24 protein-coding genes are annotated in these 23186 nt (G+C 37.6%); 10 read left to right on the top strand and 14 right to left on the bottom strand.

The annotated features are described in order from the left end of the window. Nucleotides 1–67: 67 nt before the first annotated feature. Entirely contained in the window at nt 68–634 is a 567-nt protein-coding gene (locus KIK00_RS15875) for an energy transducer TonB (protein ID WP_255813337.1), read from the bottom strand. A 6-nt stretch (nt 635–640) separates the two neighbouring features. Next, the gene (pepT, locus tag KIK00_RS15880) at nt 641–1888 is read right to left on the bottom strand and encodes a peptidase T (RefSeq protein WP_255813338.1); all 1248 of its coding nucleotides are present in this window, start codon (nt 1886–1888) and stop codon (nt 641–643) included. Nucleotides 1889–2075: 187 nt separating this feature from the next. Here pepT and KIK00_RS15885 point away from each other — a divergent pair, with 187 nt between their 5' ends. Together KIK00_RS15885 and KIK00_RS15890 are read left to right on the top strand one after the other, a co-directional pair. Further along, nucleotides 2076–2924, top strand: coding sequence for a hydroxymethylglutaryl-CoA lyase (locus KIK00_RS15885; RefSeq protein WP_255813339.1), 849 nt, complete (start codon nt 2076–2078; stop codon nt 2922–2924). Between the two features lie 154 nt (nt 2925–3078). Next, nucleotides 3079–3915: a sulfurtransferase gene (locus KIK00_RS15890; protein WP_255813340.1), complete on the top strand. Its 837-nt coding sequence runs from the start codon at nt 3079–3081 to the stop codon at nt 3913–3915. A gap of 65 nt (nt 3916–3980) precedes the next feature. Here the strand turns inward: KIK00_RS15890 and KIK00_RS15895 are convergent, their stop codons facing one another. From KIK00_RS15895 to KIK00_RS15950, 12 genes are all read right to left on the bottom strand, one after another. Continuing rightward, nucleotides 3981–4124: a hypothetical protein gene (locus KIK00_RS15895; RefSeq protein WP_255813341.1), complete on the bottom strand. Its 144-nt coding sequence runs from the start codon at nt 4122–4124 to the stop codon at nt 3981–3983. 14 nt (nt 4125–4138) lie between these two features. After that, on the bottom strand, nt 4139–4465 hold the full coding sequence (locus KIK00_RS15900; protein ID WP_034691980.1) for an SUF system Fe-S cluster assembly protein: 327 nt from the start codon (nt 4463–4465) through the stop codon (nt 4139–4141). Between the two features lie 3 nt (nt 4466–4468). Further along, nucleotides 4469–5170, bottom strand: coding sequence for a 3'-5' exonuclease (locus KIK00_RS15905; RefSeq protein WP_255813342.1), 702 nt, complete (start codon nt 5168–5170; stop codon nt 4469–4471). 19 nt (nt 5171–5189) lie between these two features. After that, the gene (locus tag KIK00_RS15910; RefSeq protein ID WP_255813343.1) at nt 5190–5537 is read right to left on the bottom strand and encodes a tRNA-binding protein; all 348 of its coding nucleotides are present in this window, start codon (nt 5535–5537) and stop codon (nt 5190–5192) included. Beyond that, nucleotides 5534–6043 (bottom strand): hypothetical protein, encoded by a 510-nt coding sequence (locus KIK00_RS15915; RefSeq protein WP_255813344.1) that lies wholly within the window; start codon nt 6041–6043, stop codon nt 5534–5536. Before KIK00_RS15915 ends, KIK00_RS15910 begins: the two co-directional genes overlap by 4 nt. A gap of 147 nt (nt 6044–6190) precedes the next feature. Beyond that, on the bottom strand, nt 6191–7201 hold the full coding sequence (locus tag KIK00_RS15920; RefSeq protein WP_255813345.1) for a serine protease: 1011 nt from the start codon (nt 7199–7201) through the stop codon (nt 6191–6193). A 73-nt stretch (nt 7202–7274) separates the two neighbouring features. After that, entirely contained in the window at nt 7275–8120 is an 846-nt protein-coding gene (locus KIK00_RS15925; RefSeq protein WP_255813346.1) for a caspase family protein, read from the bottom strand. A 263-nt stretch (nt 8121–8383) separates the two neighbouring features. After that, nucleotides 8384–9028 carry a response regulator transcription factor gene (locus KIK00_RS15930; protein WP_129038916.1) on the bottom strand — a complete coding sequence of 215 codons (645 nt, stop codon included), beginning with the start codon at nt 9026–9028 and terminating at the stop codon, nt 8384–8386. Beyond that, complete coding sequence (locus tag KIK00_RS15935) at nt 9025–9795, bottom strand: sensor histidine kinase (protein WP_255813349.1); 771 nt, start codon at nt 9793–9795, stop codon at nt 9025–9027. Before KIK00_RS15935 ends, KIK00_RS15930 begins: the two co-directional genes overlap by 4 nt. Before the next feature lie 13 nt (nt 9796–9808). Beyond that, entirely contained in the window at nt 9809–10453 is a 645-nt protein-coding gene (locus KIK00_RS15940; protein ID WP_255813351.1) for a hypothetical protein, read from the bottom strand. Nucleotides 10454–10465: 12 nt separating this feature from the next. Beyond that, complete coding sequence (locus KIK00_RS15945) at nt 10466–11020, bottom strand: hypothetical protein (protein WP_255813352.1); 555 nt, start codon at nt 11018–11020, stop codon at nt 10466–10468. 317 nt (nt 11021–11337) lie between these two features. Further along, nucleotides 11338–12162 carry a universal stress protein gene (locus KIK00_RS15950; RefSeq protein ID WP_255813353.1) on the bottom strand — a complete coding sequence of 275 codons (825 nt, stop codon included), beginning with the start codon at nt 12160–12162 and terminating at the stop codon, nt 11338–11340. A gap of 229 nt (nt 12163–12391) precedes the next feature. On the opposite strand from KIK00_RS15950, the gene KIK00_RS15955 reads away from it, so the two are divergent. From KIK00_RS15955 to KIK00_RS15990, 8 genes are all read left to right on the top strand, one after another. Next, the gene (locus KIK00_RS15955) at nt 12392–13510 is read left to right on the top strand and encodes a sensor histidine kinase (RefSeq protein ID WP_255813354.1); all 1119 of its coding nucleotides are present in this window, start codon (nt 12392–12394) and stop codon (nt 13508–13510) included. Next, complete coding sequence (locus KIK00_RS15960) at nt 13507–14271, top strand: LytTR family DNA-binding domain-containing protein (RefSeq protein ID WP_255813355.1); 765 nt, start codon at nt 13507–13509, stop codon at nt 14269–14271. Before KIK00_RS15955 ends, KIK00_RS15960 begins: the two co-directional genes overlap by 4 nt. A 273-nt stretch (nt 14272–14544) precedes the next feature. Then, entirely contained in the window at nt 14545–15666 is a 1122-nt protein-coding gene (locus tag KIK00_RS15965; protein ID WP_255813356.1) for an efflux RND transporter periplasmic adaptor subunit, read from the top strand. Between the two features lie 29 nt (nt 15667–15695). Continuing rightward, nucleotides 15696–18854: an efflux RND transporter permease subunit gene (locus KIK00_RS15970; protein ID WP_255813357.1), complete on the top strand. Its 3159-nt coding sequence runs from the start codon at nt 15696–15698 to the stop codon at nt 18852–18854. Then, nucleotides 18841–20256 carry an efflux transporter outer membrane subunit gene (locus KIK00_RS15975; RefSeq protein WP_255813358.1) on the top strand — a complete coding sequence of 472 codons (1416 nt, stop codon included), beginning with the start codon at nt 18841–18843 and terminating at the stop codon, nt 20254–20256. Before KIK00_RS15970 ends, KIK00_RS15975 begins: the two co-directional genes overlap by 14 nt. 257 nt (nt 20257–20513) lie before the next feature. After that, a complete protein-coding gene (locus tag KIK00_RS15980; RefSeq protein WP_255813359.1) occupies nt 20514–21092 on the top strand; it encodes a DUF4840 domain-containing protein in 579 nt (192 codons plus the stop codon). 99 nt (nt 21093–21191) lie between these two features. After that, nucleotides 21192–21758: an RNA polymerase sigma factor gene (locus tag KIK00_RS15985; RefSeq protein WP_255813360.1), complete on the top strand. Its 567-nt coding sequence runs from the start codon at nt 21192–21194 to the stop codon at nt 21756–21758. Then, a complete protein-coding gene (locus tag KIK00_RS15990) occupies nt 21751–23151 on the top strand; it encodes a porin family protein (RefSeq protein ID WP_255813361.1) in 1401 nt (466 codons plus the stop codon). The genes KIK00_RS15985 and KIK00_RS15990 overlap by 8 nt, the downstream gene beginning before the upstream one ends. Nucleotides 23152–23186 lie beyond the last annotated feature (35 nt).

Consider the following 23186-nt stretch of genomic DNA (forward strand, 5'->3'; position numbering starts at 1 on the left):
GGTTTTCAATGATATTTTGAAAAATACAAAAAAGAAAACCCGCCATCATAGTAGCGGGTTCTGTATATTATTTTTTAAAGGATAGTGTTAAAGGAACAGAAACATTTGAAGAGACTGGCTTCCCTTTGTCTTCTGCTGGTTTCCACTTGCCTTTATTTTTAATCCGGTAAAAAGCGGCTTCAATAAATGCATTTACATCCTCATTATTTCCTTTTACATTAGGATCTAGGGCGTTCCCCTTAGAGTCAACAACAAAAGTTATTGTTGCTTTGTAAGTCTCCGAAGAAAAGTTTAAAAAATCAAGATCAACAGCTTCATATAATAATTTTTGAAAGGCTGCCCTACCCTTATCGTATTCAGCTTCTTTAGTAACTTTTGCTTTTGCCGGAGGATCTGCAGCGATCATTTTCTGATCTTCAAGAGAGGCCTTATCTAAAGCTTCTTTGTAAGCTGCTATTTTATCTTCTGTCAAAAGCCATTCTTTCTTCGTTCTTAAATCATTAGGCTTAGGATATTTGTTATACAGAGCCGTTTTCTTTCTTTCATAGCGTGAATCTGCCCTTTGAAATTCAGAAATCTGGGCACTGCCGAAAATAAAAGTGAAAATGAATGCTGATGCTAAGACCTTTTTCATGATTTATTAAGCTTTTACAATATTAATGATTACTTCAGTTGCTTTCTCCATACTTTCCAAAGCTACGTATTCGTATGGCCCATGGAAGTTGATTCCTCCTGCAAAAATATTAGGGCATGGAAGTCCCATATAAGAAAGCTGAGCGCCATCTGTACCCCCTCTGATTGCTTTGATTTTAGGCTCAATACCAGCTTCAGTCATTGCTTTTGCTGCAAGATCTACAATATGCATTTTACCTTCAAATTGCTGCTTCATGTTTCTGTACTGCTCTTTGATTTCCACTTCAGCAGTTCCTTCACCGTGCTTTTGATTGAACTCAGCTACTTTTCCCTCCATGAATTTTTTTCTGGCTTCAAATTTATCTGCATCATGATCACGGATAATGTATTGAAGTTTAGCTTCAGAGATATCAGCTGTAATATCCATTAGATGATAAAACCCATCAAAACCTTTTGTCGTTGCCGGAGTTTCGTTAGCCGGAAGCATTTGGGCAAACTCAGCTGCTAAAAGAGCTGCATTGATCATTTTTCCGTAAGCATAACCTGGGTGTACACTCAATCCGTGGATTTTTACTACAGCTCCGGCAGCGTTGAAGTTTTCATACTCCAGTTCTCCAACTTCCCCGCCGTCCATTGTATAGGCCCACTCTGCACCAAATTTAGCTACATCAAATTTATGCGCTCCTCTTCCGATCTCTTCATCAGGAGTAAATCCTATAGCAATTCTTCCGTGTTTGATTTCCGGATGAGCAATAAGATACTCAGCAGCAGTTACAATCTCTGCACAACCTGCTTTATCATCAGCACCAAGAAGAGTATTCCCGTCAGTGGTAATTAACGTTTGTCCGATATATTTTTTTAAACTTTCAAATCTTGAAGGGGATAATGTGAATCCTGTAACGTGGTTCAAAAGAAGATCATTTCCATCATAATTTTCCCAAACCTGAGGTTTTACATTTTCTCCACTGAAGTCCGGTGAAGTATCATAGTGTGAAATAAATCCGATCGTAGGTCTGTCATCATTTTCAAGGTTAGAAGGAACATATCCCATAATATAACCGTGCTCATCAATTGAAACATTTTCCAGGCCGATGGTTTTCAACTCTTCCGTAATGTAATTGGCAATATCCCACTGGCGAGGAGTAGAAGGTGTTGTTTCGCTTTCTGCATCACTGGTTGAATATATTTTTACATAGCTAAGAAAACGGTTCAGTAATTTCTCTTTCCACAATGGGTTGAATTCTATTGTACTCATCAGATATCATAAATTTTAACAAAGTTAGCAAATTTGATGCTCAGAATACGTTATTTGCGACTTAATATCAATTATTGAAATTATAAATCAGATATAAAACTTTGAAAATCAAAATAGTGTTAGCTTTGTATGTACAGTATACTAAGTAGTTTAGTTTTATTATATTTGAGAAAATCAAAAAGTAACAATGTTTCTTACCGAATGTCCTAGAGATGCCATGCAGGGATGGGGAGAATTTATCCCTACCGATAAAAAAATAGATTATATCAACTCCTTGATGGATGTTGGCTTTGATGTATTGGATTGTCTGAGTTTTGTTTCTCCAAAAGCAATTCCACAGATGGCTGATTCTGATGAGGTAGCCAAAAATATTGACAAATCACGCTCCAAAACGAAAGTTTCCGCAATTATCGGCAATTACAGAGGTGCTGAAAAAGCATTGAAACACCAGTCTGTTGATATTCTTGGCTTTCCGTTTTCTATTTCCGAAACTTTTCAGCACAGAAATACCAATAAAAGCCAGGAAGAAGCTTTTGATGAAATTATTAAAATGCTTGATCTGGTAAAAAGTGAAGGGAAACAGCTGAATATCTATTTCTCCATGGCTTTTGGAAATCCATACGGTGAAATGTGGAAGTGGGAAGATGTTGATCATTGGGCACAACGATTTTCAGATATTGGAGTGAAAGATATCTTATTGTCAGATACTACCGGAGTGGCAACTCCCGAAACGATTGCTCTTTTGTTTGAAAAAATACCTTCAAAATATCCTGAAATCAACTTCGGCGGGCATTTTCATAACCGTTATGAGGATTCCTATTCAAAATTAAAAGCAGCTTATGATAAAGGCTGCAGAAGATTTGACAGTGCCATCAAAGGAATCGGAGGATGTCCAATGGCTAAAGATGATCTTGTAGGAAATATGCCTACAGAGCAGGTGATCAATTTTATGAGTGTAGAAAAAGTAGATCATAAACTGAATCTTCTGAATTTTGAAAGCTCTTATAACAAGGCGAAGGATATTTTTCATTTTTAAAAAGAATCAATCTCATAAATAGAAAAGAGGTCTGCACAATCAGCAGAATCTGTGGGAAAAAACAATAGGAGCGGGCTAAAACCCGCTTTACTATATTGAAATACAAATGGCTTTAGCTAAAACATAATTAAATTTTAACTCCAAAATCAACAAAATGTCTCCAATAATCTCATCATCCGAATTCAAAAATATTCCAGCAGAAAATCTTGTCATTCTTGATGCAAGAACTGGAAAAGAGATAAAGCAGAATTACCTTGAAAAACATATTAAAGGAGCCAGATTCATTGATCTGGATAAAGATCTGGCTGAGATAGGAGAGAATGCTGCTTTTGGAGGCAGACATCCGCTTCCTTCTGTAGAAAAATTTGGCAAAACACTTTCAGATCTTGGAATATCAGAAGGTGCTCATATCATTGTGTATGATGATAAAAATGCTTCGAATGCAGCGGCACGTGCCTGGTGGATGTTAAGATCTTTCGGATTTGAAAAAGTTCAGGTTCTTGATGGCGGAATGCAGGCGGCGGAAAAAGAAGGATTAGAGTTTTCTTCTGGAGAAGAGGCATTTGATAAGGCTTCTTTAATCAAAAAAGATCACTGGAGTCTTCCGGTTTCGAGCCTTGAAGTTGTTGAAAATGAATTGAAAAATAATTCTTCTACTGTTGTTGATGTAAGAGATGCTTATCGTTATAAAGGAGAATCAGAGCCGATTGATCTGGTTGCCGGGCATATTCCTGGTGCGATCAATATTCCTTTTTCTGAAAATCTTGATGAAAACGGAAAGTTTCTGAATCCGGAAGTTTTAAAAGAAAAATACAAGCAGTTATTAGAAAATAAACCTGAACATCTGATTATTCACTGCGGATCGGGAGTGACTGCCTGTCATACTATTTTAGCACTGGATTATGCAGGGTTCCCGGTGCCGGATCTCTATGTAGGTTCTTGGAGTGAGTGGAGCAGGAGAGAAGGAAAGGAAATAGCAAAAGAAGTATAATTATAGAAAACAAGAAAGGATGTCCGATAAGACATCCTTTTTTATGTGTACACATTACGTTGTACTTATTTTTTACTCAAGTGAAAAAGAGAAATAATGATAAATCCTAATCCTGTAATAAAAGGAGGCTGTGCTTTCATCTGCGCTCCTAAATAAAGCATATATATTCCAAGGAAAGCAAGGGCTATTGCTGCAATTTTCTTTATCATTTTTCTGAATGATTTTACAGCATTCCCAGTTCAAACTTGGCCTCTTCACTCATCATATCCTTATTCCAGCTCGGTTCGAAAGTAAGCTCTAAATCTACACTTTTTACGTTCTCTACTTCAGCTACTTTATCTTTTACTTCCTGAGGAAGTGTTTCTGCAACAGGACAATTGGGAGTAGTAAGTGTCATTATAATTTTTACGTCAGCATCATCGGAGATCTGGACATCATAAATCAGCCCTAATTCGTAAATATCTACCGGAATTTCGGGGTCATATACGGTTTTCAGCACACCAATGATTTCCTCACCAATGTCAGCAATTTGATCGTCTGTAAATTTCATTTTTTAATCTAGATTGATATTCCTTTTCAACAAATCTTCCTGACGCATGCGCCGGAAAATATTTGCCAAAGTTAAGACATCTTTTTCACAATAGTCTACAATTCTCTGCAAGTCTTTTTCTATGTAGTAAATTGATGAAACCATTGAGCCGTCAATATCATCTTTCGGAGTAGGAATTCCAAAGACATGAGCCAGTAATTCCAGAGATACAAAACTCTTATAATCCCCGAATTTCCAAAGTTCCATTGTATCTATGTGAGGAACCTCCCAGGGTTTTTTCCCAAACATCTGAAAGGGAGTCGGGGGCTGCATCCCATTGATAAGGTATCGTCTGGCAATCCAGGGAAAATCAAATTCTTTTCCGTTGTGAGCGCAGAGAATAATATTGTGAAGCCTTGGGCTGTTGAAAATTTCTCCGAATTCCTGAAGTAATTTCTTTTCATCATGTCCGGAAAAGCTTTTTATTTTAAGCGTATCATTCTTTTCAACCATTCCGATAGTAATGCAGATGATTTTTCCAAACTCAGCCATAATACCGGCTCTGTCGTAAAATTCTTCCGCTGTGATATCTTCTTTTCTCTGGAATTTTGTTTTTTTATCCCACAGGTGTTGTTCTGTTTCGGATAATTCGTCCCATGATCCAGCCTGTGGAACGGTCTCAATATCAAGGAATAAAACTCTTTCTAAGGGTATGTTCTGTATCATATGTGTTTTTGTTGGGTATCTATCCTACCTGCATTCCGTTTTTTGTAGGTAATGAAGGGGCTAAAAGAGTGACATCTTTTTTGTCTTCACCATATAATCCTAACACAAGACATTCACTGAAGAAATTGGCAATCTGCTTTTTAGGGAAATTGACAACGGCTAAAATCTGTTTTCCTATCAGTTCTTCTTTTTCATAAAGAGAAGTAATTTGTGCAGCTGATTTTCTGATTCCTAAATCTCCGAAATCTATCTCCAGCTGGTAAGACGGGTTTCTTGCTTTCTCAAAATCATTTACTGAAATAATGGTTCCACATCTGATATCTATTTTTTCAAAATCTGCCCAGGTAATGTCTGGTTTTACTGTCATGGTAATTCGTTGATTAAATGTTCTACTTCTGTTTTCTGTTCTGCATATTTTTGCTGCAACACTGAGCCTTCACCCATTCTTTTGTAATATTCCAACGCCTTTCCTCCGAAGAATTTTTTATGAAAATCTGAAACCTCCGGTATTTGTGGAAACACCTTGTGAAAAAGCATCTCATAATAGGCCTGGAATTCTCTTTCATTTTTGTCTTCAATGACTTGTCCGGGGGCTTTCTGCCTTACATGAAGCATTTCGTGGGCAACCATATTCAGAACAAGGTTAAGGTCAAAATCAAATAAATTCCGTGGGATCATTACGGTCTGAGGTCCTCCCAAATTTCCTTCTGCTGTAAGAAGCATAGAAGTAGGAGAGAGTTCTTCCCTGAATCCGAAGCCTGCAAAATTTTCATGTTCCAGGTCAAAAGAATGGATCAGATATTTTGCTGCATCCAGAATCTGGTTGTGTTCTTTGTAAGCGTCAAGGTGTAAATTGATCTGCTCGAAATTCATCTGAAATATGTTTAATAACAAATGTATTAAAATATTGAGAATACACAGAAAGATTACTTAAAAATGACAATTATAACAGAACTAAATTTAGATAGCATAAAAATCCCGCCTTAAAAGACGGGATTCTATTTAAACTAAAAAAATAAATTAAGGATGTTCATTTCTTGCTCTGATGACCAGATTTACTAAATCTGAGCCGCCACTTGCAAAATTATCGCTTGGATTATGCGCGCTTTGAGTAGCCACAGCATACGGAGAACCGTCCCAATATCCCCAAAAAGGACCTCCGCTTTGTCCAGGCCATATATCTGCTTTATGGCTCATGCTTTGGTTGTCATCAGCACTCCAGAAATCTCCATCCAGTGCGATACCTGTTTGGTACGTTGGTCTTTGTGTTCCTGTAAGATCTCCCGGATATCCTGCGTGAGTCCAGTAAGCTCCTCCATCCCACGAATCTGAGTAGGATTTTGAGCCTAACCAGCCTGTGCTGTTTCCGATAGGTCTGTCTAATACAATTACTACATAATCGTATTGAATCTCAGTAGAGTCTATGGTAGGCCCAGCTACTTTGTACTTATAATAAGTTAATGTTCCCCAAGCAGTTCCGTAAGGAGCGCTTCCGTTATAATACATGGGTGTGAACTTCAGCCATCCTGTTGTATTATTAGGCTGCCAGTCTACAATATGAGAACAGGTAAGAAGGTGTCTTGGCCCTATCATTACACCGCTTCCTGAACCTAAAGAACTTTCTACTCTGCCGACACATCTCCACGGATAGGCTGTAGAGTTATATACTTTTCTTTGATCTGCTCCAAAAATAGTTCTTGCATTTTCCGGAGTCAGGAAAGAATCTCTTTCAATGAATTTTGGTTTACGGTCTTTTTTAGGTTCCAGTTTTGGATTGTATTCAAAATCAGCATGGGTAGGGTAGAAATGATCGGTTTCCAGAGATCGGTTTTCTGCTGTTTTTTCATCCATAGGCATTCCTATTGTTTTCATTCCTTTCGGGAAAGTTCTTCCGTTAATGGTTTCCATAGCAGGGGCCTGGCTGAATAATTTTTCAATTGCTGACGGTTTTTCAGTTGATTTTGCTTTAACAGTTCTAAGTCTTAGAAACTCTTCAGCGGTCATTGGGTTGTTGTTTTCAATTTTAGACATGATTATTATTTTTAATCTAGTGTGTTCCTACTCTTTTGAAGGCTTTTCGGATTCCGCCGGTAATGGTTTATGATTAAGTGAATATTTTTTGTGAAAATTCTGCAGTGATGCTTTCTGTTTGGTTGATTTGAGCTGCTCCCATAGCTGCTAATGCGATGGCAACCTGTTTATCAAGTGTTTTTCGGACGATGTTTCCATTGGTGGCACGTAATATTTTACAGAAGTGATAGGTGAAATACCCTCGTATTTGTCCGCTGATACTACCTTCCATAGATACCTGATTGTCTTTCGCTGCGGCCCATAACGTATGATTCATTCCGGTAACAGGGATAAGAGCTTTAGTAAGAACCGTTGATTTTTTTGAATTTTTAGAAGATTCCATTTCACTGGCGTACGTCAGATAAAATTCATCTTCGAGCATTGGCGGGATATAACGGGCGGTTTCGTTGAGAAAATCTGCTTCCAGTCCCAGGTCCATTTTTCTGGTTCCTGTTCCGGAATAACAGCAGTCGAAGATGATTTCCATATTAACCCCGGCTTTCAGTTTGCTGAGAACGGTTTTAAAATCATCATCTCGGATGACTCCGTTATTGGCATAATCATGTGGGCAAATTGCTTCATCCAAACCATCCAGTTCCAGATCTGATCCTATATTGGCCACTCTCGTTCCGTGTCCTGAATAATAAAAAACCAGAGAATCACCTTTTACACTTGTGCTGATCATGGATTTCAGATAGTTCAATATATTCGCTCTTGTTGCATTTTGATTGGTCAGAATTTTAATCTTTGCCGGACTAAAACCACAAATAACCAATGTATTTGCCATATCTCTCGCATCATTTACACAGCCATTAAGGTCCGGACCTCCGTAACCGATGGGTGCATAATCATTAATACCTACGATAAGTGCTTTTTTCATTGTATTAGTTTTAAAAATATTCCCTACTCTGTTTCGGCTTTTCAGGTGCTGCCTTTCTGTGTTTTTTTCTATGACAAATTTCCATCATTCCGAAGGACGAAAACAGAGGAGAAAACCGTATTTTAGAAAAGGGAAAACACCTTTTTAATTGTATATGAGTGTGTTATGGAATAAAAATCCGGCAGCTTGAAAAGCTGCCGGATATGTAAATAGAATGTAAAGATGTTTATTTTATAAGATAAGAAATAAGATTAAAAATGAAGTCAGCACAGATCATGTTTCAAAGCAAAAAGAACCAGACCTGCTCTGTTTTTTATATCCAGTTTTACAAAAACAGAATCTCGGTAGCCGTCTATTGTTTTAGGACTCAGGCACATTTTGTCAGCAATTTCCTTATAAGTAAGTTCACTGCATGCCCATTTTATAAATTCTTTTTCTCTGTCTTTCAATTCAGAAAGCAAGGAGGCATTTTTCATTTCCTCTGTTTTTACTTTCAATAATTTCTGGGCCACAAAATCAGTATAAAAACTACCTTTTTCAAATACGGTGTCTATGGCCTGGAATAGAATAGAAGGCTGCATGTCTTTCAATAAATATCCTTTAGCACCTGCTTTCAGCATTCTAATCAGAACTTTTTCATCATCATCCATTGTCAGGGCAATGACTTTAATGTCGGGATAATGCTCGGTAAGCCATTCTGTAGTTTCTATACCGTTTTTATAAGGCATATTAACATCCATCAGTACTACGGCGGGTAATTCAGAAGCTTTTTCCACACCTGCAATAAATTCTTCTCCGTTGGGATGATTCATAATTACCCGATATTGAGTGTTTTCTGTGATCATATTTTCCAAAGCTTTGGAGATTAAGGTATGATCATCAACGATCGCTATAGGGATAGTTTTCATAATAAATTTTTGTGATAGGTTATCAAAGTTTGTGTTCCTTTATTCAATTCTGAGTGTATAGACAGTTCGGCATGAATCAGTTTTGCTCTCAGTTCCATGTTTTTTAATCCTGAACCGTCCTGAATGCTGTTGGTATCAAAGCCTCTTCCGTTATCGGAAATGCTGATATGTAATTTTTCACAGTCATCTTCAATTTGTATGGAAACATTTTTGGCTTTGGAATGTTTCAGGATATTGTTGATACTTTCCTGGACAATTCTGAAAAGAATCAGACCATGTTTTGGGGAAATATCAATATCCTGTTTCTGGGTAATGAACTCTATTTTTAATAATTTCAGTTTTTTGATCCGCTGAACTTCTCTTTCTATTGATTCTGCCAATCCGAAATGAATAATCTGTTCAGTAATTAATGTTTTAGATAGGTTTCTTATATCCTGTATACATTCGCCCAATAGTTCATTGAGCTCAATCAGGTCCTCTTTTTCATTGTTTTTTAATTTGGTAATCAGTTGGTTTTGTCGCAGCCGGACTACGGAAAGTTTTTGTCCCAGATCATCGTGTAATTCCTGTCCGATATAATTCAGGGTCTGTTCCTTCATTTCTACCTGTGAAGTGGCCAGCTCTTTTTCAAACCGCAAATCTTTTTCTTTTTGCTCTATCAGCAATGTTGTCTTTTTCTTGATGAAAACAGCATAAATGAAGATCATTGTTAAAACAACGATGAATAAAGTAATCGTAAAGATGATGACCAAATTATTCTCTTCCATATCTGAAAAGGATTTATCTGATTTTTTCTTGTTTGTTCCAAATTAAGCCTAATATAAGTATACCGTTACTGATCAGATTCAGCATAAATAAAATGAAGAAATATATAGTCTCCGAAACAGTAGTTCTGAAAAAGAGTATCGGAATACTTCCAATAAAAAAGATCAGTAAAGCCACTGATATCCAGAAAGGTAAATAGTTTTTAATTTCAAGTATTTTATCAGAATTAAAGGTTTGGTACAGGAACAAAATAATTGAAAATAATAACAGAAGAATATCTACATACAGCATATTAAAAGAAAAATGATGAAGCAGATCATCTTCCGTGTAAAACATTACAGCAATATTGAGGACAAAAAGAATCAGGATGATAGTCTGTATCTTTTTGAGCAGCGGAACATATAATAATTGATGATAATAAAATAAATATAAAAAGAATACGATCATTAAAAACCCAATTACATAAAATATGTCCGTAGGCAGGTTTGTCAGGTCGTAGTAGAAATAACAGAAAATATCAATCAGGGAAAACAACAGATATCCAATAATAAAAAATAAGTTCTCTTTTCTGGTTTTTCTATATTTTATGACCATTAAAAGCATTACTATGATAGATAGGATCATCGATATCTGTTTCCCTGTTTCAATATTCCAGTTCATAATTTTGTGTTTTTAAGGCATTGTTCCTGACAGAGTTTTTGGCGGAGGTGCCAGATTGGTCATGTTCATAGATTCTATAGAAGGAACATCTGTATTTTCCTCGGTGGTGGCTGATCTGGACAATGCATTGGTTCTTTCTCTTTTTTGAGCAGTAGGAACTAAAAATATAGTCTGATAACCTGCATATTCAGGTTTTGCCATTCTGTTTTTAGGATGATTCATCGGGTATTTTCCCATATAAATCCTGATTCCCGGGTTTTTTAATTTTTGTTTTTTGGCATTTTCTTTTACATATTTAATATATCCTTCCATGTCTTCCAGCGAAAACCAGTACCATCGGGAGTCAGGTTCACCGTTTCTGTACTTCATGAGAATTTCATGATTGGTCCTGGTGTATTCATCAAAAAGGACCCGGCCTTCACGGTAGCTGATCAGTTTCTTTTTATAACTGTCACTAACGGGTTCTTTAGGTGGTTCAGAGCAGCGGGTGCAGCTTAGCATACAGAGGGTTAGAATAAATGCTGCACAGAGCAAACTTAAAATCTTAGCAAAAAAGGAAGTTTTCATTTTTATGGTTTTTAATTTTATGGAACAAAATTAGCTAACGACATAACTATAAAAAAGAGGGAAAACACTGTTTTTTATCCTTTACTAAATTTACGGCTTTTTTATACTCCTATGAATTTAAATTGTCGATTTATTTTGGTTTTTAAAAAAAATATTAATTATGGTTGTTAAAATGGTAATTGTTGTTTGATTCCGAAGATGAGTATAAAAATCAGGACCGGGAAGAAATTTCCGGTCCTGTCAAACAAGATTAAGTGTAAAATTTAGCCTTTAAAGGCAAAAAGGATAACTCAAATGTGAACAGATTTTTATTGACCTTAATCTATATTTAGTGGTATCGATAGCAATGGTACCTTATTTTTGTACGCCATAATGGCTGTTTTACTGCGGTGGAAAAGAGATTCCACAAGATTATATTTATATGGGACCATGGTTAGAAGATCCGGGCTCGTCAGTCTTATTTCCTCTTCAATTGCCCTGATGACTTCGATGGATTGAATCATTTTAAAACTGTATTTAATATCATCCAGATCATATCCGGAATTCAGATCAGTATCATGAATGACTTCAGCAAAATCTTCTAAGCTTTCACTTACATTGAATACCTCAACCTCTGCATTAAATTCATTAATGAAATAATAAATATCGTTCATTGCAGACCAGGTCATGCTTTTGTGCGTATCGTAGGCAAAAAGAATCTTCCTGATTCCTGTATATTCTATATGGGCAGGAACAATTAATATGGGTTTCTTTATTTTATGAATAGCTCTTGTTACACTATTTCCTAAAAGCTTTTGCTCAAGAGTTTTTTCGGCCATGCCCATCACAATAAAATCGCATTCGTGAAGCTGTATGCAGTTTTCAAGTTCTTCCATGAAATTGCCGGAAGCCAGATGATGTCCGGTATCTATAGCGTAAAGAGTCTTTAGTTCACTCGCTTTATCTTCCAGTTTGTTCTGGTTTTTAAGCGTTTGAGTATAGAAAAAATCTGCCGAAACCTGTGCGTTCAAAGCATGAATAGAAACGGTTTGCAGATTAAAAAGTATGATACTGTATTTATTCTCTTTAGCCATAGATGCTGCGTAATGAGTGGCATTTTCAGCTTCCTGGGAAAAATCTGTGCAGACAATTATTGTTTTCATTGTACCGGATTTAATACTGCAAAACTATGATACACAGCAGTTGCCCGGTCATAAAAATAGGGTGACATTGCATAAAATGATGATGAAATGTCTTTTTCAGGTGATGAACCGTCACATCCATTTTAACGCTGCTATTTTACGTTTCAGGTACCGTTTTGGCGGTCTCGTCTAAAATAGAGGATACCCATATAAAATCTATTTCTATATTTACATTCATAAAGTCCCAGATATGAATAGGATTTCTACCATCAGGAAAAATATAGTACGGAATAAGAAGATTCTTTCCACCATGAAAAGAAGGCTCGTAATCTGGGCCGTAGCAGTAGTCACTTTCTGTGTTTTTTCCTACCTTATTGATCCCTTTGACCCCGTTTGGAAAGGATATTTGGACGCTCCGCTAAAGATGATTCTGGAAGATGCTACCTGGATTGTCTTTTTTTCTATCATTATTTCCGAGGTAAGTATATTTATAGACAGGACGCTCAATAAACTGCTTCCCTGGAGAGACAGAACCATAAAACGACTGCTCATTCAGTGTTTGCTGCAGATTGTAGGTAGTGTCATGATTGTGATTATTATTAATGCCATTGTAGACTGTACTTCAGTGACATTGCCTGAAATGGATTCCCGAAAAGAATATACGCTTCTCGGCCAATGGATCGCAACCAATATTGTAATATCATTGATTATCAGTGCATTTAATACCGTGGATTATTTACTTGAAAACTGGAAAAAAACAGCAGTAGAAGCGGCCCAGCATAAACTGAGGGCTTCCAAACATAAGCAGGCTGCGATGGCAGCAGAACTTCAGGCGCTTAAGCTGCAGATAGATCCCCATTTTATTTTCAATAACTTAAGTGTATTGTCAGAACTCATCCTGGAAGATCAGCAGTTGGGCTATGATTATTCCGAGAAATTTGCAAGAGTATACAGATACCTGTTAGTCAATTCCAAAAAAGATATTATTGCAGTAGAAGAGGAACTTAAATTTTTAGAATCCTACATATTTCTGATTGAAAAAAGAATTGGCGAAGGCGTTATATTCAAAATAAATATTCATGACGAATACAGATCCAGATTTACCCTGCCGCTGTCTTTACAATTACTGGTTGAAAACGCTATTAAGCATAATCAAACCTCTAAAATAAACCCTCTGGAAATCCATGTTTATACAAACGCTGAAGGAGAATTAGTCGTTTCTAATACATTTTTGCCTTTGATCAATAAGCCGGATTCCTCAGGAGTAGGACTTACCAATATAATTGCGCGATACGAAATTTTAGGATATCCTAAACCTGTTATCGAAAAAACTGAAGATAAATTTATTGTAAAACTCCCATTGATATGAAGATTAACAAAGTTTTAATAGTTGAAGACGAAAGACCCAATGCTGATAGATTAAAAAGACTGCTGTTGAAGTTAAGACCCCATATCGAAATCCTGTCTGTGGAAGATTCGATAACCTCAACAGTGCATTGGCTGGAAAATAATGTCGTTCCGGATGTTATCCTGATGGATGTACGTCTTGCAGACGGACTCAGCTTTGAAATATTTAATAAACATGAAATTAAAAGTGCAGTCATATTTACCACGGCCTATGATGAATATGCAGTACAGGCATTCAAATACAACAGTGTAGATTACCTTCTGAAGCCTATTGAAGAAGAAGAGTTGGATGCTGCTTTAAAGCGCTACGAAACTTTTATGGAAGCTGTTCCGGTAGTAGGAACGGCCATCGAAGGACTGCTGAATTATATCCAGCCGAAAGATTACAGAAAGCGCTTTCTGATTGCCCACAGAGATGGATATAAAACCGTTCTGGCAGAAGACATCTTATACTTTTATACTGAATTGGGAATGAGCAAAGCGATGCTGAATACCGGAGTGGTTGAGAATGTTCCGCAAACGTTGGAAGAACTTGAAAAACAGTTGGATCCCAAATTCTTTTTCCGGGCCAACAGACAATTTATCATTCATATCAATTCCGTAAAGCAGATTTTTAATCATTTTAATGGAAAATTAAAGCTGGAACTGAGGAAACAGCCCGATATGGAAGTCATTGTAAGCCGGGAAAAAGCTTCTATTTTCAAATCCTGGATGGATTATTAATTTCATAAAAATACAGATAAGATTGCTTTTACATAAGTAATCTTTTTTTTTCGTTTCATTTGTAGCATCCATTAATTTGTTTCTGGTGATTTCACTCTTATTTCCCCCGGATAAACTCTTATTTTGTCGTTTTTATAGGGAAAATAACTGTTTTCCTTTCATTTTTGCTATCATACGTTTCACCTGCGATTAACGACACTTCACCCAACTTCTGAATGAATATCACTATAAGATGAAGTTATTTTGCTCCTGTAAAATTTAAAAACCAATGTTATGAATTACAGAAAAGGATATTTGGTACTTTCACTTACAGCTGCAGCGATACTTTATTCATGCGGTTCCGGGAACGGCCAGGAAAATGCCCAGCAGATGCAGCAGGCATTGCCTACAGATTTTATCCAGGTGAAGTCCGGAGATGCAGATGTGTCTACAGGATATCCGGGAAGCATAGAAGGGCAGGACAATGTAGATATTAAAGCGCAGGTGACAGGTTATCTGGAAGCTGTATATATCAAAGAAGGGCAGTATGTGAGCAAAGGACAGACCCTTTTCAGAATAAATCCATCCGTGTACAACGAGCAGGTAAACACCAATGAAGCTGCTCTGAAATCGGCCATGGCAGCACAGGAAACAGCAAGACTTGAAGTTGAAAAACTGAAACCTCTTGTAGAAGGAAAAGTAGTTTCTGATATGCAGCTGAAAACCGCACAGGCAAGTTATAAAGCAGCATCAGCACAGGTTGCACAGGCACAGTCATCATTAGGATCATCAAAGATCAATGCCAATTTTACGTATATCAAAGCCCCGGTTAGCGGATACATAGGCAGAATTCCGAATAGAGTAGGAAACCTTATCAGTCCATCAGACGCCTCTCCTTTGACAACACTTTCAAGCATAAACAGCGTGAATGTATATTTTTCAATGAATGAAGCTGATTTTATTTCACACAGCAAAGCCTCTGCATCAGGAAATACTGTAGAAAATGTAGAGCTTATCCTTGCAGACGGCTCCACCTATTCTCTTAAAGGAAAACTTGAAAATGCCAGCGGAAACTTCGACAGAAATACAGGAAGTATTCAGATGAAAGCCGTTTTTCAAAATCCTGATAAATTATTAAGAGCCGGAGGAACAGCTAGAGTAATGATTCACAATGCTTTGAGTGGAGTGGTCAAGCTTCCGAAAACATCCGTAAAAGATATTCAGGACAGGTTCTTTGTCTATAAACTGAATGGTAAAGATAAAGTGAAAATGACTCAGATTACGGTTTCAGGAAGTACGTCTCAGGATTATTTTATCAAAGAAGGAGTGAATGCAGGAGATAAGATTGCCATCAACAGAATTGATGCTCTTACAGACGGAGCACAGGTTGTGGCGACAACAGTTCATTTGAAGTAGTTGTATAACCATTCTTAGAAAATTCAAAAATGTTAAAAAAGATAATAGACCGTCCGGTACTGGCGACGGTAATATCCCTTATCATCGTTATTTTAGGGATTATAGGATTAAACCAGCTGGCGGTGACCAGATTCCCGGATATTTCTCCGCCTACGATTACCGTTTCAGGATCATATCCTGGAGGAAATAGTGAAACCGTGATCCGTTCCGTGGTAACTCCGCTGGAAGAACAAATTAATGGAGTGGAAGACATGGAATACATGAAATCCACAGCGAGTAATGATGGTACATTCTCCATCTCCATTATATTCAAGCAGGGGGTAAATGCCGATCAGGCAGCGGTAAACGTGCAAAACAGAGTACAACAGGCCACTCCGATACTTCCGCAGGAAGTTGTTAGAATGGGACTGACTACATCCAAGCAGCAGAACAGTATGGTGTTGATTTTCAATATATATACTGAAGATAATAAACAGTATGATGAAACCTTTCTTCAGAACTATGCGAATATCAACCTCATTCCGCAGGTTAAAAGGGTAAAAGGAGTAGGACAGGCAATGGTCTTCGGATTGAAGGATTATTCCATGAGAATATGGCTTAACCCTCAGAAAATGTCATCTTACGGACTTGAACCGGCAGATGTTTCCAGAGCAATCGCAGACCACAGTTTGGAGTCTGCTCCGGGTAAATTGGGAGAAGAATCTGATGCTGCTTTAGAATATGTAATCAGATATAAGGGAAAAAAGAACAAGCCGGAACAATATGAAAATATTATCGTTAAAAATACCGGAAGTCAGGTCATCAGATTAAAAGATGTCGCCCGTGTAGAGTTCGGAGCTATTTCAAATACAGGAGATAACCTTTCCAATGGGAAAAATGCGGTTACTGTTGCGATCATGCAAACCACGGGATCCAATGCAAATCAGATTGAAATAGGAGTAAATAAAGCTCTTGACCAATTATCAAAATCATTCCCTCCGGGTATTAAATATACGAAGGTAATGAGTACCAAAGAAAGATTGGACGAGGCTACAGGACAGGTAAAATCTACTTTAATAGAAGCATTTATCCTTGTGTTTATCGTTGTATTTATTTTCTTGCAGGATTTCAGATCTACGATTATTCCGGCAGTGGCGGTTCCGGTAGCAATTATCGGTACATTCTTCTTCCTTCTGGTTTTAGGATTTACAATTAATGTCTTGACACTTTTTGCTCTTGTACTGGCCATTGGGATTGTAGTGGATGATGCCATTGTAGTGGTAGAAGCCGTCCACAGTAATATGGAAGGAACAGACCTTTCAGGAAGAGAAGCTACTCACAAGGCGATGAGTGAGATCACAGGAGCGGTGATTTCTATTACATTAGTGATGTCGGCGGTATTTATTCCCATCGGATTTATGTCCGGTTCAGCAGGATTATTCTATAAGCAGTTTGCCTATACATTAGCAATAGCGATCATCATTTCAGCGGTTAACGCATTGACTTTAACCCCTGCTTTATGTGCTGTCTTTTTGAAAAACAACCACTCAGGAGAAGGCAAAAAGCCAAAAGGATTCGGGCAAAGATTTGCGGTAGCATTCAATGCTGGATTTAATAATATGACCAACCGTTATGCAAAAGGAGTACGTTTCTTAATAGCACGAAAATGGATTGCAGGAGGATTAATAGTAGCCGTTATCGGTGTTGCAGGATGGCTGATGTCAAGCACACCTAAGAGTTTTGTACCGATGGAAGATGACGGATTCTTTATGTACACCTTAAGCATGCCTCCGGGAACAGCATTGACTAAAACTACAGAAGTTTCCAATAAGATCAATGACATCTTAAAAGGTGTAGACGCAGTGCAGGAAAATACTTCCATCACAGGCTACAACCTTCTTAGTAACAGTGCAGGACCGGCTTATGCGATGGGATTTGTTAAGCTGAAACCTAAAAAAGAAAGAGGTGAAGTTCAGGATATCCAGGAAGTGGTAGATATGGCGACTGCAAAATTGGGAGTGATCAAAGAAGGAAGTGTAATGACCTTTAGAATGCCTCCGGTAGAAGGATATGGAATGACAAATGATGCCGAAATTGTACTTCAGGACCGTATGGGAAGAGACCCTCAGGTTCTTAAAGCTAAAGCGGATGAACTGATCGGTCAGCTGATGAAGGTTCCGGAAGTGGCATTTGCCTACACCATGTTCAGGGCAGATTATCCTCAGATGGAGCTTGAAGTGAATGAAGATAAAGCAAAACAGCTTGGAGTAAGCATTTCAAATTTGTTAGGAGCTGTTCAGACCTATTTCTCAGGAGATCAGTCTCAGAATTTCTCAAGATTCGGGAAATTCTACAGGGTGAATATTAAAGCAGACGGAGTTTTCAGAATGGATGAACAAGCCTTCAACGATATTTTCGTAAAGAATGAAAAAGGGGATATGGTTCCGGTGAATACATTGATTACTTTGAAAAAAGTCTACGGTCCGGAATCCGTTCAGCGTTACAATCTTTATAACTCATTAAATATCAACGTGTCTCCAAAACCAGGAGTAAGTAACGGGGAATTGATGGGTAAGCTGGAACAAACCTTAAGCAAATTACCATCTGATTACAGCTACGAATGGACAGGATTGAGTTTAGAAGAGAAATCAGCAGGGAATCAGACGATTGCCATCTTTGGATTGTGTTTACTTTTCGTATATCTGCTGCTGGCTGCTCAATATGAAAGTTATATTCTTCCTCTGGCAGTAATGCTTTCCATCCCAACAGGAATTGTAGGAGCATTCTTAGGAATAAAAGCGATCGGACTGGATAATAATATCTATGTACAGGTGGGATTAATCATGCTTATCGGTCTTCTGGCCAAAAATGCAATTCTTATTGTAGAATTTGCCATACAAAGGCGAAAAGCAGGTCTTTCGATTCTGGATTCGGCACTGGAAGGAGCAAAGGCGAGATTACGTCCTATTATCATGACTTCATTAGCTTTTATTGTAGGAATGGTTCCGCTGATGATTTCTACAGGAGGAATGGCTTCAGGAAACAAATCAATCAGTACAAGTGCAGCAATGGGAATGCTGAGTGGAGTAGTTTTAGGAGTTTTTGTGATTCCTGTACTGTATATGTTCTTTCAGTATCTGGATGAGAAGTTCTCTGGCAAGAAGAGGTATAATACGATAGAAAATCAATTGACAAATGAAAATATTTAATATAAATAATTTCCTTATTTCAGGCGCAATGGCATCCCTTCTGATGTCTTGTGCCGTAGGGAAAAAATATACAAGAACAGACCTTCATGTTCCCGAAACATACAAAGAATCTGTGCAGGTAACAGGAGATACTGTAGTGCTTCCGTGGAAAACCTTTTTCAAAGATCCGAAGCTGATAGGATTAATAGATAAAGCCCTTTCCAGAAATAATGAAGTGAACGTTGCTCTGAAAAATATGGAACAGTTGGACCTTATTTATAAGCAGGCCAAACTGTCTCTTATGCCAACACTGGATTTCAGCGCAGGAGCTAACAGAAGCTGGGCTTCCAAAAATACCCTTAACGGTTCTCTTAATGAACAGTTTGTAGGGACAAAATACATTGATGATTTTAGTGCAGCGCTGAGACTTTCATGGGAAGTAGACATCTGGGGAAAAGCTAAAATGCAGAAAGAATCTGCCGCTGCAGAATATTTTGGTCAGAAAGAAAACTTAAATGCAATCAAAAGCAGGATTGTAGTTCAGGTGGCTCAAGCTTATTATAACCTTATAAGTCTTGATGAACAGCTGAAAATAGCAGAACAAAACATTGAGCTAAGTGATAATACGCTCAAAATGATGAATCTGCAGTTTAAAGCAGGGCAGATAAATTCTTTGGCCGTTCAGCAGTCAGAAGCGCAAAAGAAAACAGCAGAACTGTTGATCCCTTTGGCGAAGCAGAATATTTCTATCCAGGAAAATGCCTTGAGTATACTTTGTGGAGAATATCCGGACAAAATAGAAAGAGAAGGAAATCTGAAAACAATGATTCCTGAAAATAGACTTTCAGAAGGACTGCCTGCACAACTGCTGAGCCGCAGACCGGATCTGAAAGTGGCAGAATTTAACGTAATCAGTTTAAATTCTAAAACCGGGCTGGCAAAAGCAGCGATGTACCCAAGTATAAGTCTGAGCCCGCAGATAGGAGTGAATTCTAATAAATTCAGTTCATGGTTTGATATCCCAGTATCTATTACCAAGGCAATCGCAGCGAATCTTGCAGCTCCCGTTTTTCAGAAAAAACAACTGAAAACAGCTTATGAGACGGCATTGATTGAACAGGAAAAAGCAGCCATCAATTTTAAACAATCTGTAATGACTGCTGTTGGAGAAGTATCCGATGCCATGGCCAAGTCTAAAGGTTCTTCAGAAAGACTGCAGCTTTTGGAGCAGAGAACCGCTATTCTTGATAAAGGAATCAATGATGCCCTGAAGCTCTATAAAAGTGGAATGGCAACCTATCTTGAAGTAATTACAGCTCAGAACAGTAAGCTTCAGAATGATCTGGAAGCCATTAATGTAACCCTTGAAAGGTTAAATGCAGAAGTAGACCTGTACAGATCGCTTGGCGGTGGAGTAGAATAAAATGTAAAAGTGATAAATAATAAAGGAAGCTACATTATATAGCTTCCTTTTTGGTTATTTCTGAAGGTAAATACAGTTTAATTTTAACATCAGGTCCGAAATTTGCAGAGCAGTGATGAAATTTTATATTCATTAAATCAGTGGTTTATGAAAAATTTTATCTTTTTTTTCAAAAATAGATGCAAGATTTTTGAAAAGTGAGATTTATATAGATGAGTACTCGAAAATAATTAATGTTTAACGAAAAAAATAATGCAATGAAAAGATTGACAGTACCCCGATTTTTTATAACAGTTTTAATGGTTTTAGTAGGATTTACCCTATCCTCATGTAATAATAATGATGGTCCGGACATACCTCCTGTAAAAATGGAAGACTTAAAAGGAAACTATAAAGGTAAGCTGGTTATTGTACAGGGAAATAGCAAAAGAGAAGGAGTAAAAGAGTTTAAAGTAAAAAAAGATACGATCTCGTTTGCTGAATTTCCAATAGAAGAAATTGTAAAGACTGTGGTGAAAAACCCTGCAAAAGCAGAAACCGCATTGAAATCAATGGGAAAAGTGAAATATGACCTTAAGTATGCCGCGGTAATTAATACTGCAAATAATGTAATAGAACTTACTTTGGCTCCAAAAGTTATGGAACTTCAGATCCCTGTAGATGGAGTGAATAAAAAGACAGTCGTAGAGTTTGTAGCAAAGCAAAAAGGATATTATGTAGGATTGGATCAGACGCTGAGGTACGCTATAACGGCAGAAAAAATTACAGTAGATGGTACATTGGTTGCCCCTTATGAGGTGATTGATTATAATTTTCCATTCTGTATAAAAAATTAATTAATAGATATTATCATCAATGGATTGCGCTTTATTACTAAGATGCAATCTATTTTTGCTTGACAGTTTATAACATCCCACTGGGTACGGCGGCATTATATGGAAGAAAGTAAAGAACAGATTTTGGTAAAGCACCTTCTGAAGAAGGAGGAAGCTGCCTGGAAAGAGCTTTTTGGAGCTTATTCCGGAAATCTGGCCTATGTCTGCTCCCGTTATGTGGCTGAGAAAGAAGATGTTCATGATGTACTGCAAAACAGTTTTATCAAAATGTTCCGCTCGATAGAATCTTTTGAATACAGGGGAAGTGGTTCTTTAAAAGCCTGGATGACCCGTATTACTGTCAATGAATCTTTAAAACATATTAAACAGAAAGGAGATTTTAAATCTGCAGTGGAAGTAGATGATCTTCCGGATATTCCTAATGAAGAAGAACCGGACTTTGAAGAGATTCCTCGTGATAATATTATGATGATGATAAGATCTCTTCCTGAAGGGTACAGAACTGTTTTTAATCTGTATGTATTTGAGAAAAAAAGCCATAAGGAGATTGCCGGACTGCTGGGAATTGCAGAAAATTCTTCTGCATCTCAGTTTCACCGTGCAAAAGGACTGCTTGTTCAGAAAATAAAAGAATTTAAAATGTCAAAAAAAGCACAATATGAATAATGAATGGCTAAATAACCTGCGAAGCAGAATGGATGACCATGAAGAGGACGTTCCGGAAGGATTGTGGGATGACATCAAAGATGAACTATTCGCCGGGGAAGAAAACAACAGCATTCCCGGGTTTATTCCTGAAATTCATGAAGGCGGAGCAGATAAGAAAGAGAAGGGGGCCAGTGGGGGACAAAAATCCTTATTTTATCGTCTCGGAGGTATTGCTGCTGCCATTGCATTGCTCTTTTTGCTGACGAAAATACTGCCACAGAATGATACAGGTAGGACCCTGTCTCAGAAACCGGCAGATGTGAAAACAGAGGATGAGAAAAATTCTTTAAAATCTATAGAAAATGAACAGGGCTCAAGCAAGGAAGTAAAGTCCAAAACGGAAGCTTTTTTAGCGGATAACATATTAAATATAGATTCTTCGGAGAAAATTACAGCACAGAGATATGCTGAGAGCAGAGCGGAAAATCAAGCAGAAAATCATCAAAAAATCCAGGATATTTTCAAGTTTCCCACAGCATCAGAATCTTTTCAACAGGAAAGCAGAATTGCTCAGAAAGTCCCTTCTGTTGATGATACAGTAAAAGAATCTGCAAAAGAGCAGACTTCTGATGAGGTTCTGTTTAAAGAGGAGAAGCTAAAAGAAATCTATGCTGAAAATACAAAACGAAATACACCAAAATCCAGAGACAAAAAGTCGTGGATGCTGAGTATGCTCACAGGAAATGTTGCTTCCAACTCTGCAGAACAGCAGTTTCCGGGGTATGCTTCCATCACTGGAAAAGCAATGAATGTTGAGCAGGTATTTACTACATCCGAGCATCATGATGATCCCCTTACGGCCATATTGCTTGCGAATCAGAGCCAGCCGGTAGAAGCTAGAATCAGGCATAAAGTGCCGGTAACATTTGGGCTGTCTCTTTACTATAATTTAGGAAAAAAATGGGGGATAGGAACGGGACTGAACTATACCAAACTGGCTTCTGAACTGCATTCCGGAACCGAGAACAATTATATTAAAGGAGATCAGACGGTTCATTATATAGGAATTCCTGTTCAGGTTAATTATAATATCATTCAGAAAGGCCGGTTTACAGGATATATTACAGGTGGGGCACTTCTGGAAAAGCCTGTGTCGGGAAGTGTTACAACAACCTACGTCGTGAATGATGAAATAAAGGAAAGTTCAAAGGAACGTCTTGATCATAAACCGTTACAGTTTTCTGTTAACACCGCAGTAGGATTTCAGCTGAAGGTCATAGACAAGGTTGGAATTTATGCAGAACCGGGAATAGGATACCATTTCAAGGAAGAAAATGCTCCAAACACCATTTATAAAGAGAAACCGTTTCATTTTAACATGAAATTCGGAATCAGAGTGCTGTTGGATTAATGTAGAGGATTTTTTAAGACCAAAATCACACTTAA

Source organism: Chryseobacterium sp. MA9 (assembly GCF_024399315.1).
Classification (GTDB): Bacteria; Bacteroidota; Bacteroidia; order Flavobacteriales; family Weeksellaceae; genus Chryseobacterium.

Coding starts and splice junctions, on each gene's coding strand:
- KIK00_RS15980 (WP_255813359.1), top strand. CDS start 20,514: ATGAAAAGATTGACAGTACCCCGATTTTTTATAACAGTTTTAATGGTT.
- KIK00_RS15895 (WP_255813341.1), bottom strand. CDS start 4,124: ATGATAAAGAAAATTGCAGCAATAGCCCTTGCTTTCCTTGGAATATAT.
- KIK00_RS15960 (WP_255813355.1), top strand. CDS start 13,507: ATGAAGATTAACAAAGTTTTAATAGTTGAAGACGAAAGACCCAATGCT.
- KIK00_RS15975 (WP_255813358.1), top strand. CDS start 18,841: ATGAAAATATTTAATATAAATAATTTCCTTATTTCAGGCGCAATGGCA.
- KIK00_RS15945 (WP_255813352.1), bottom strand. CDS start 11,020: ATGAAAACTTCCTTTTTTGCTAAGATTTTAAGTTTGCTCTGTGCAGCA.
- KIK00_RS15890 (WP_255813340.1), top strand. CDS start 3,079: ATGTCTCCAATAATCTCATCATCCGAATTCAAAAATATTCCAGCAGAA.
- KIK00_RS15905 (WP_255813342.1), bottom strand. CDS start 5,170: ATGATACAGAACATACCCTTAGAAAGAGTTTTATTCCTTGATATTGAG.
- KIK00_RS15940 (WP_255813351.1), bottom strand. CDS start 10,453: ATGAACTGGAATATTGAAACAGGGAAACAGATATCGATGATCCTATCT.
- KIK00_RS15935 (WP_255813349.1), bottom strand. CDS start 9,795: ATGGAAGAGAATAATTTGGTCATCATCTTTACGATTACTTTATTCATC.
- pepT (WP_255813338.1), bottom strand. CDS start 1,888: ATGAGTACAATAGAATTCAACCCATTGTGGAAAGAGAAATTACTGAAC.
- KIK00_RS15955 (WP_255813354.1), top strand. CDS start 12,392: ATGAATAGGATTTCTACCATCAGGAAAAATATAGTACGGAATAAGAAG.
- KIK00_RS15970 (WP_255813357.1), top strand. CDS start 15,696: ATGTTAAAAAAGATAATAGACCGTCCGGTACTGGCGACGGTAATATCC.
- KIK00_RS15885 (WP_255813339.1), top strand. CDS start 2,076: ATGTTTCTTACCGAATGTCCTAGAGATGCCATGCAGGGATGGGGAGAA.
- KIK00_RS15925 (WP_255813346.1), bottom strand. CDS start 8,120: ATGAAAAAAGCACTTATCGTAGGTATTAATGATTATGCACCCATCGGT.
- KIK00_RS15920 (WP_255813345.1), bottom strand. CDS start 7,201: ATGTCTAAAATTGAAAACAACAACCCAATGACCGCTGAAGAGTTTCTA.
- KIK00_RS15990 (WP_255813361.1), top strand. CDS start 21,751: ATGAATAATGAATGGCTAAATAACCTGCGAAGCAGAATGGATGACCAT.
- KIK00_RS15875 (WP_255813337.1), bottom strand. CDS start 634: ATGAAAAAGGTCTTAGCATCAGCATTCATTTTCACTTTTATTTTCGGC.
- KIK00_RS15930 (WP_129038916.1), bottom strand. CDS start 9,028: ATGAAAACTATCCCTATAGCGATCGTTGATGATCATACCTTAATCTCC.
- KIK00_RS15965 (WP_255813356.1), top strand. CDS start 14,545: ATGAATTACAGAAAAGGATATTTGGTACTTTCACTTACAGCTGCAGCG.
- KIK00_RS15950 (WP_255813353.1), bottom strand. CDS start 12,162: ATGAAAACAATAATTGTCTGCACAGATTTTTCCCAGGAAGCTGAAAAT.
- KIK00_RS15915 (WP_255813344.1), bottom strand. CDS start 6,043: ATGAATTTCGAGCAGATCAATTTACACCTTGACGCTTACAAAGAACAC.
- KIK00_RS15900 (WP_034691980.1), bottom strand. CDS start 4,465: ATGAAATTTACAGACGATCAAATTGCTGACATTGGTGAGGAAATCATT.
- KIK00_RS15910 (WP_255813343.1), bottom strand. CDS start 5,537: ATGACAGTAAAACCAGACATTACCTGGGCAGATTTTGAAAAAATAGAT.
- KIK00_RS15985 (WP_255813360.1), top strand. CDS start 21,192: ATGGAAGAAAGTAAAGAACAGATTTTGGTAAAGCACCTTCTGAAGAAG.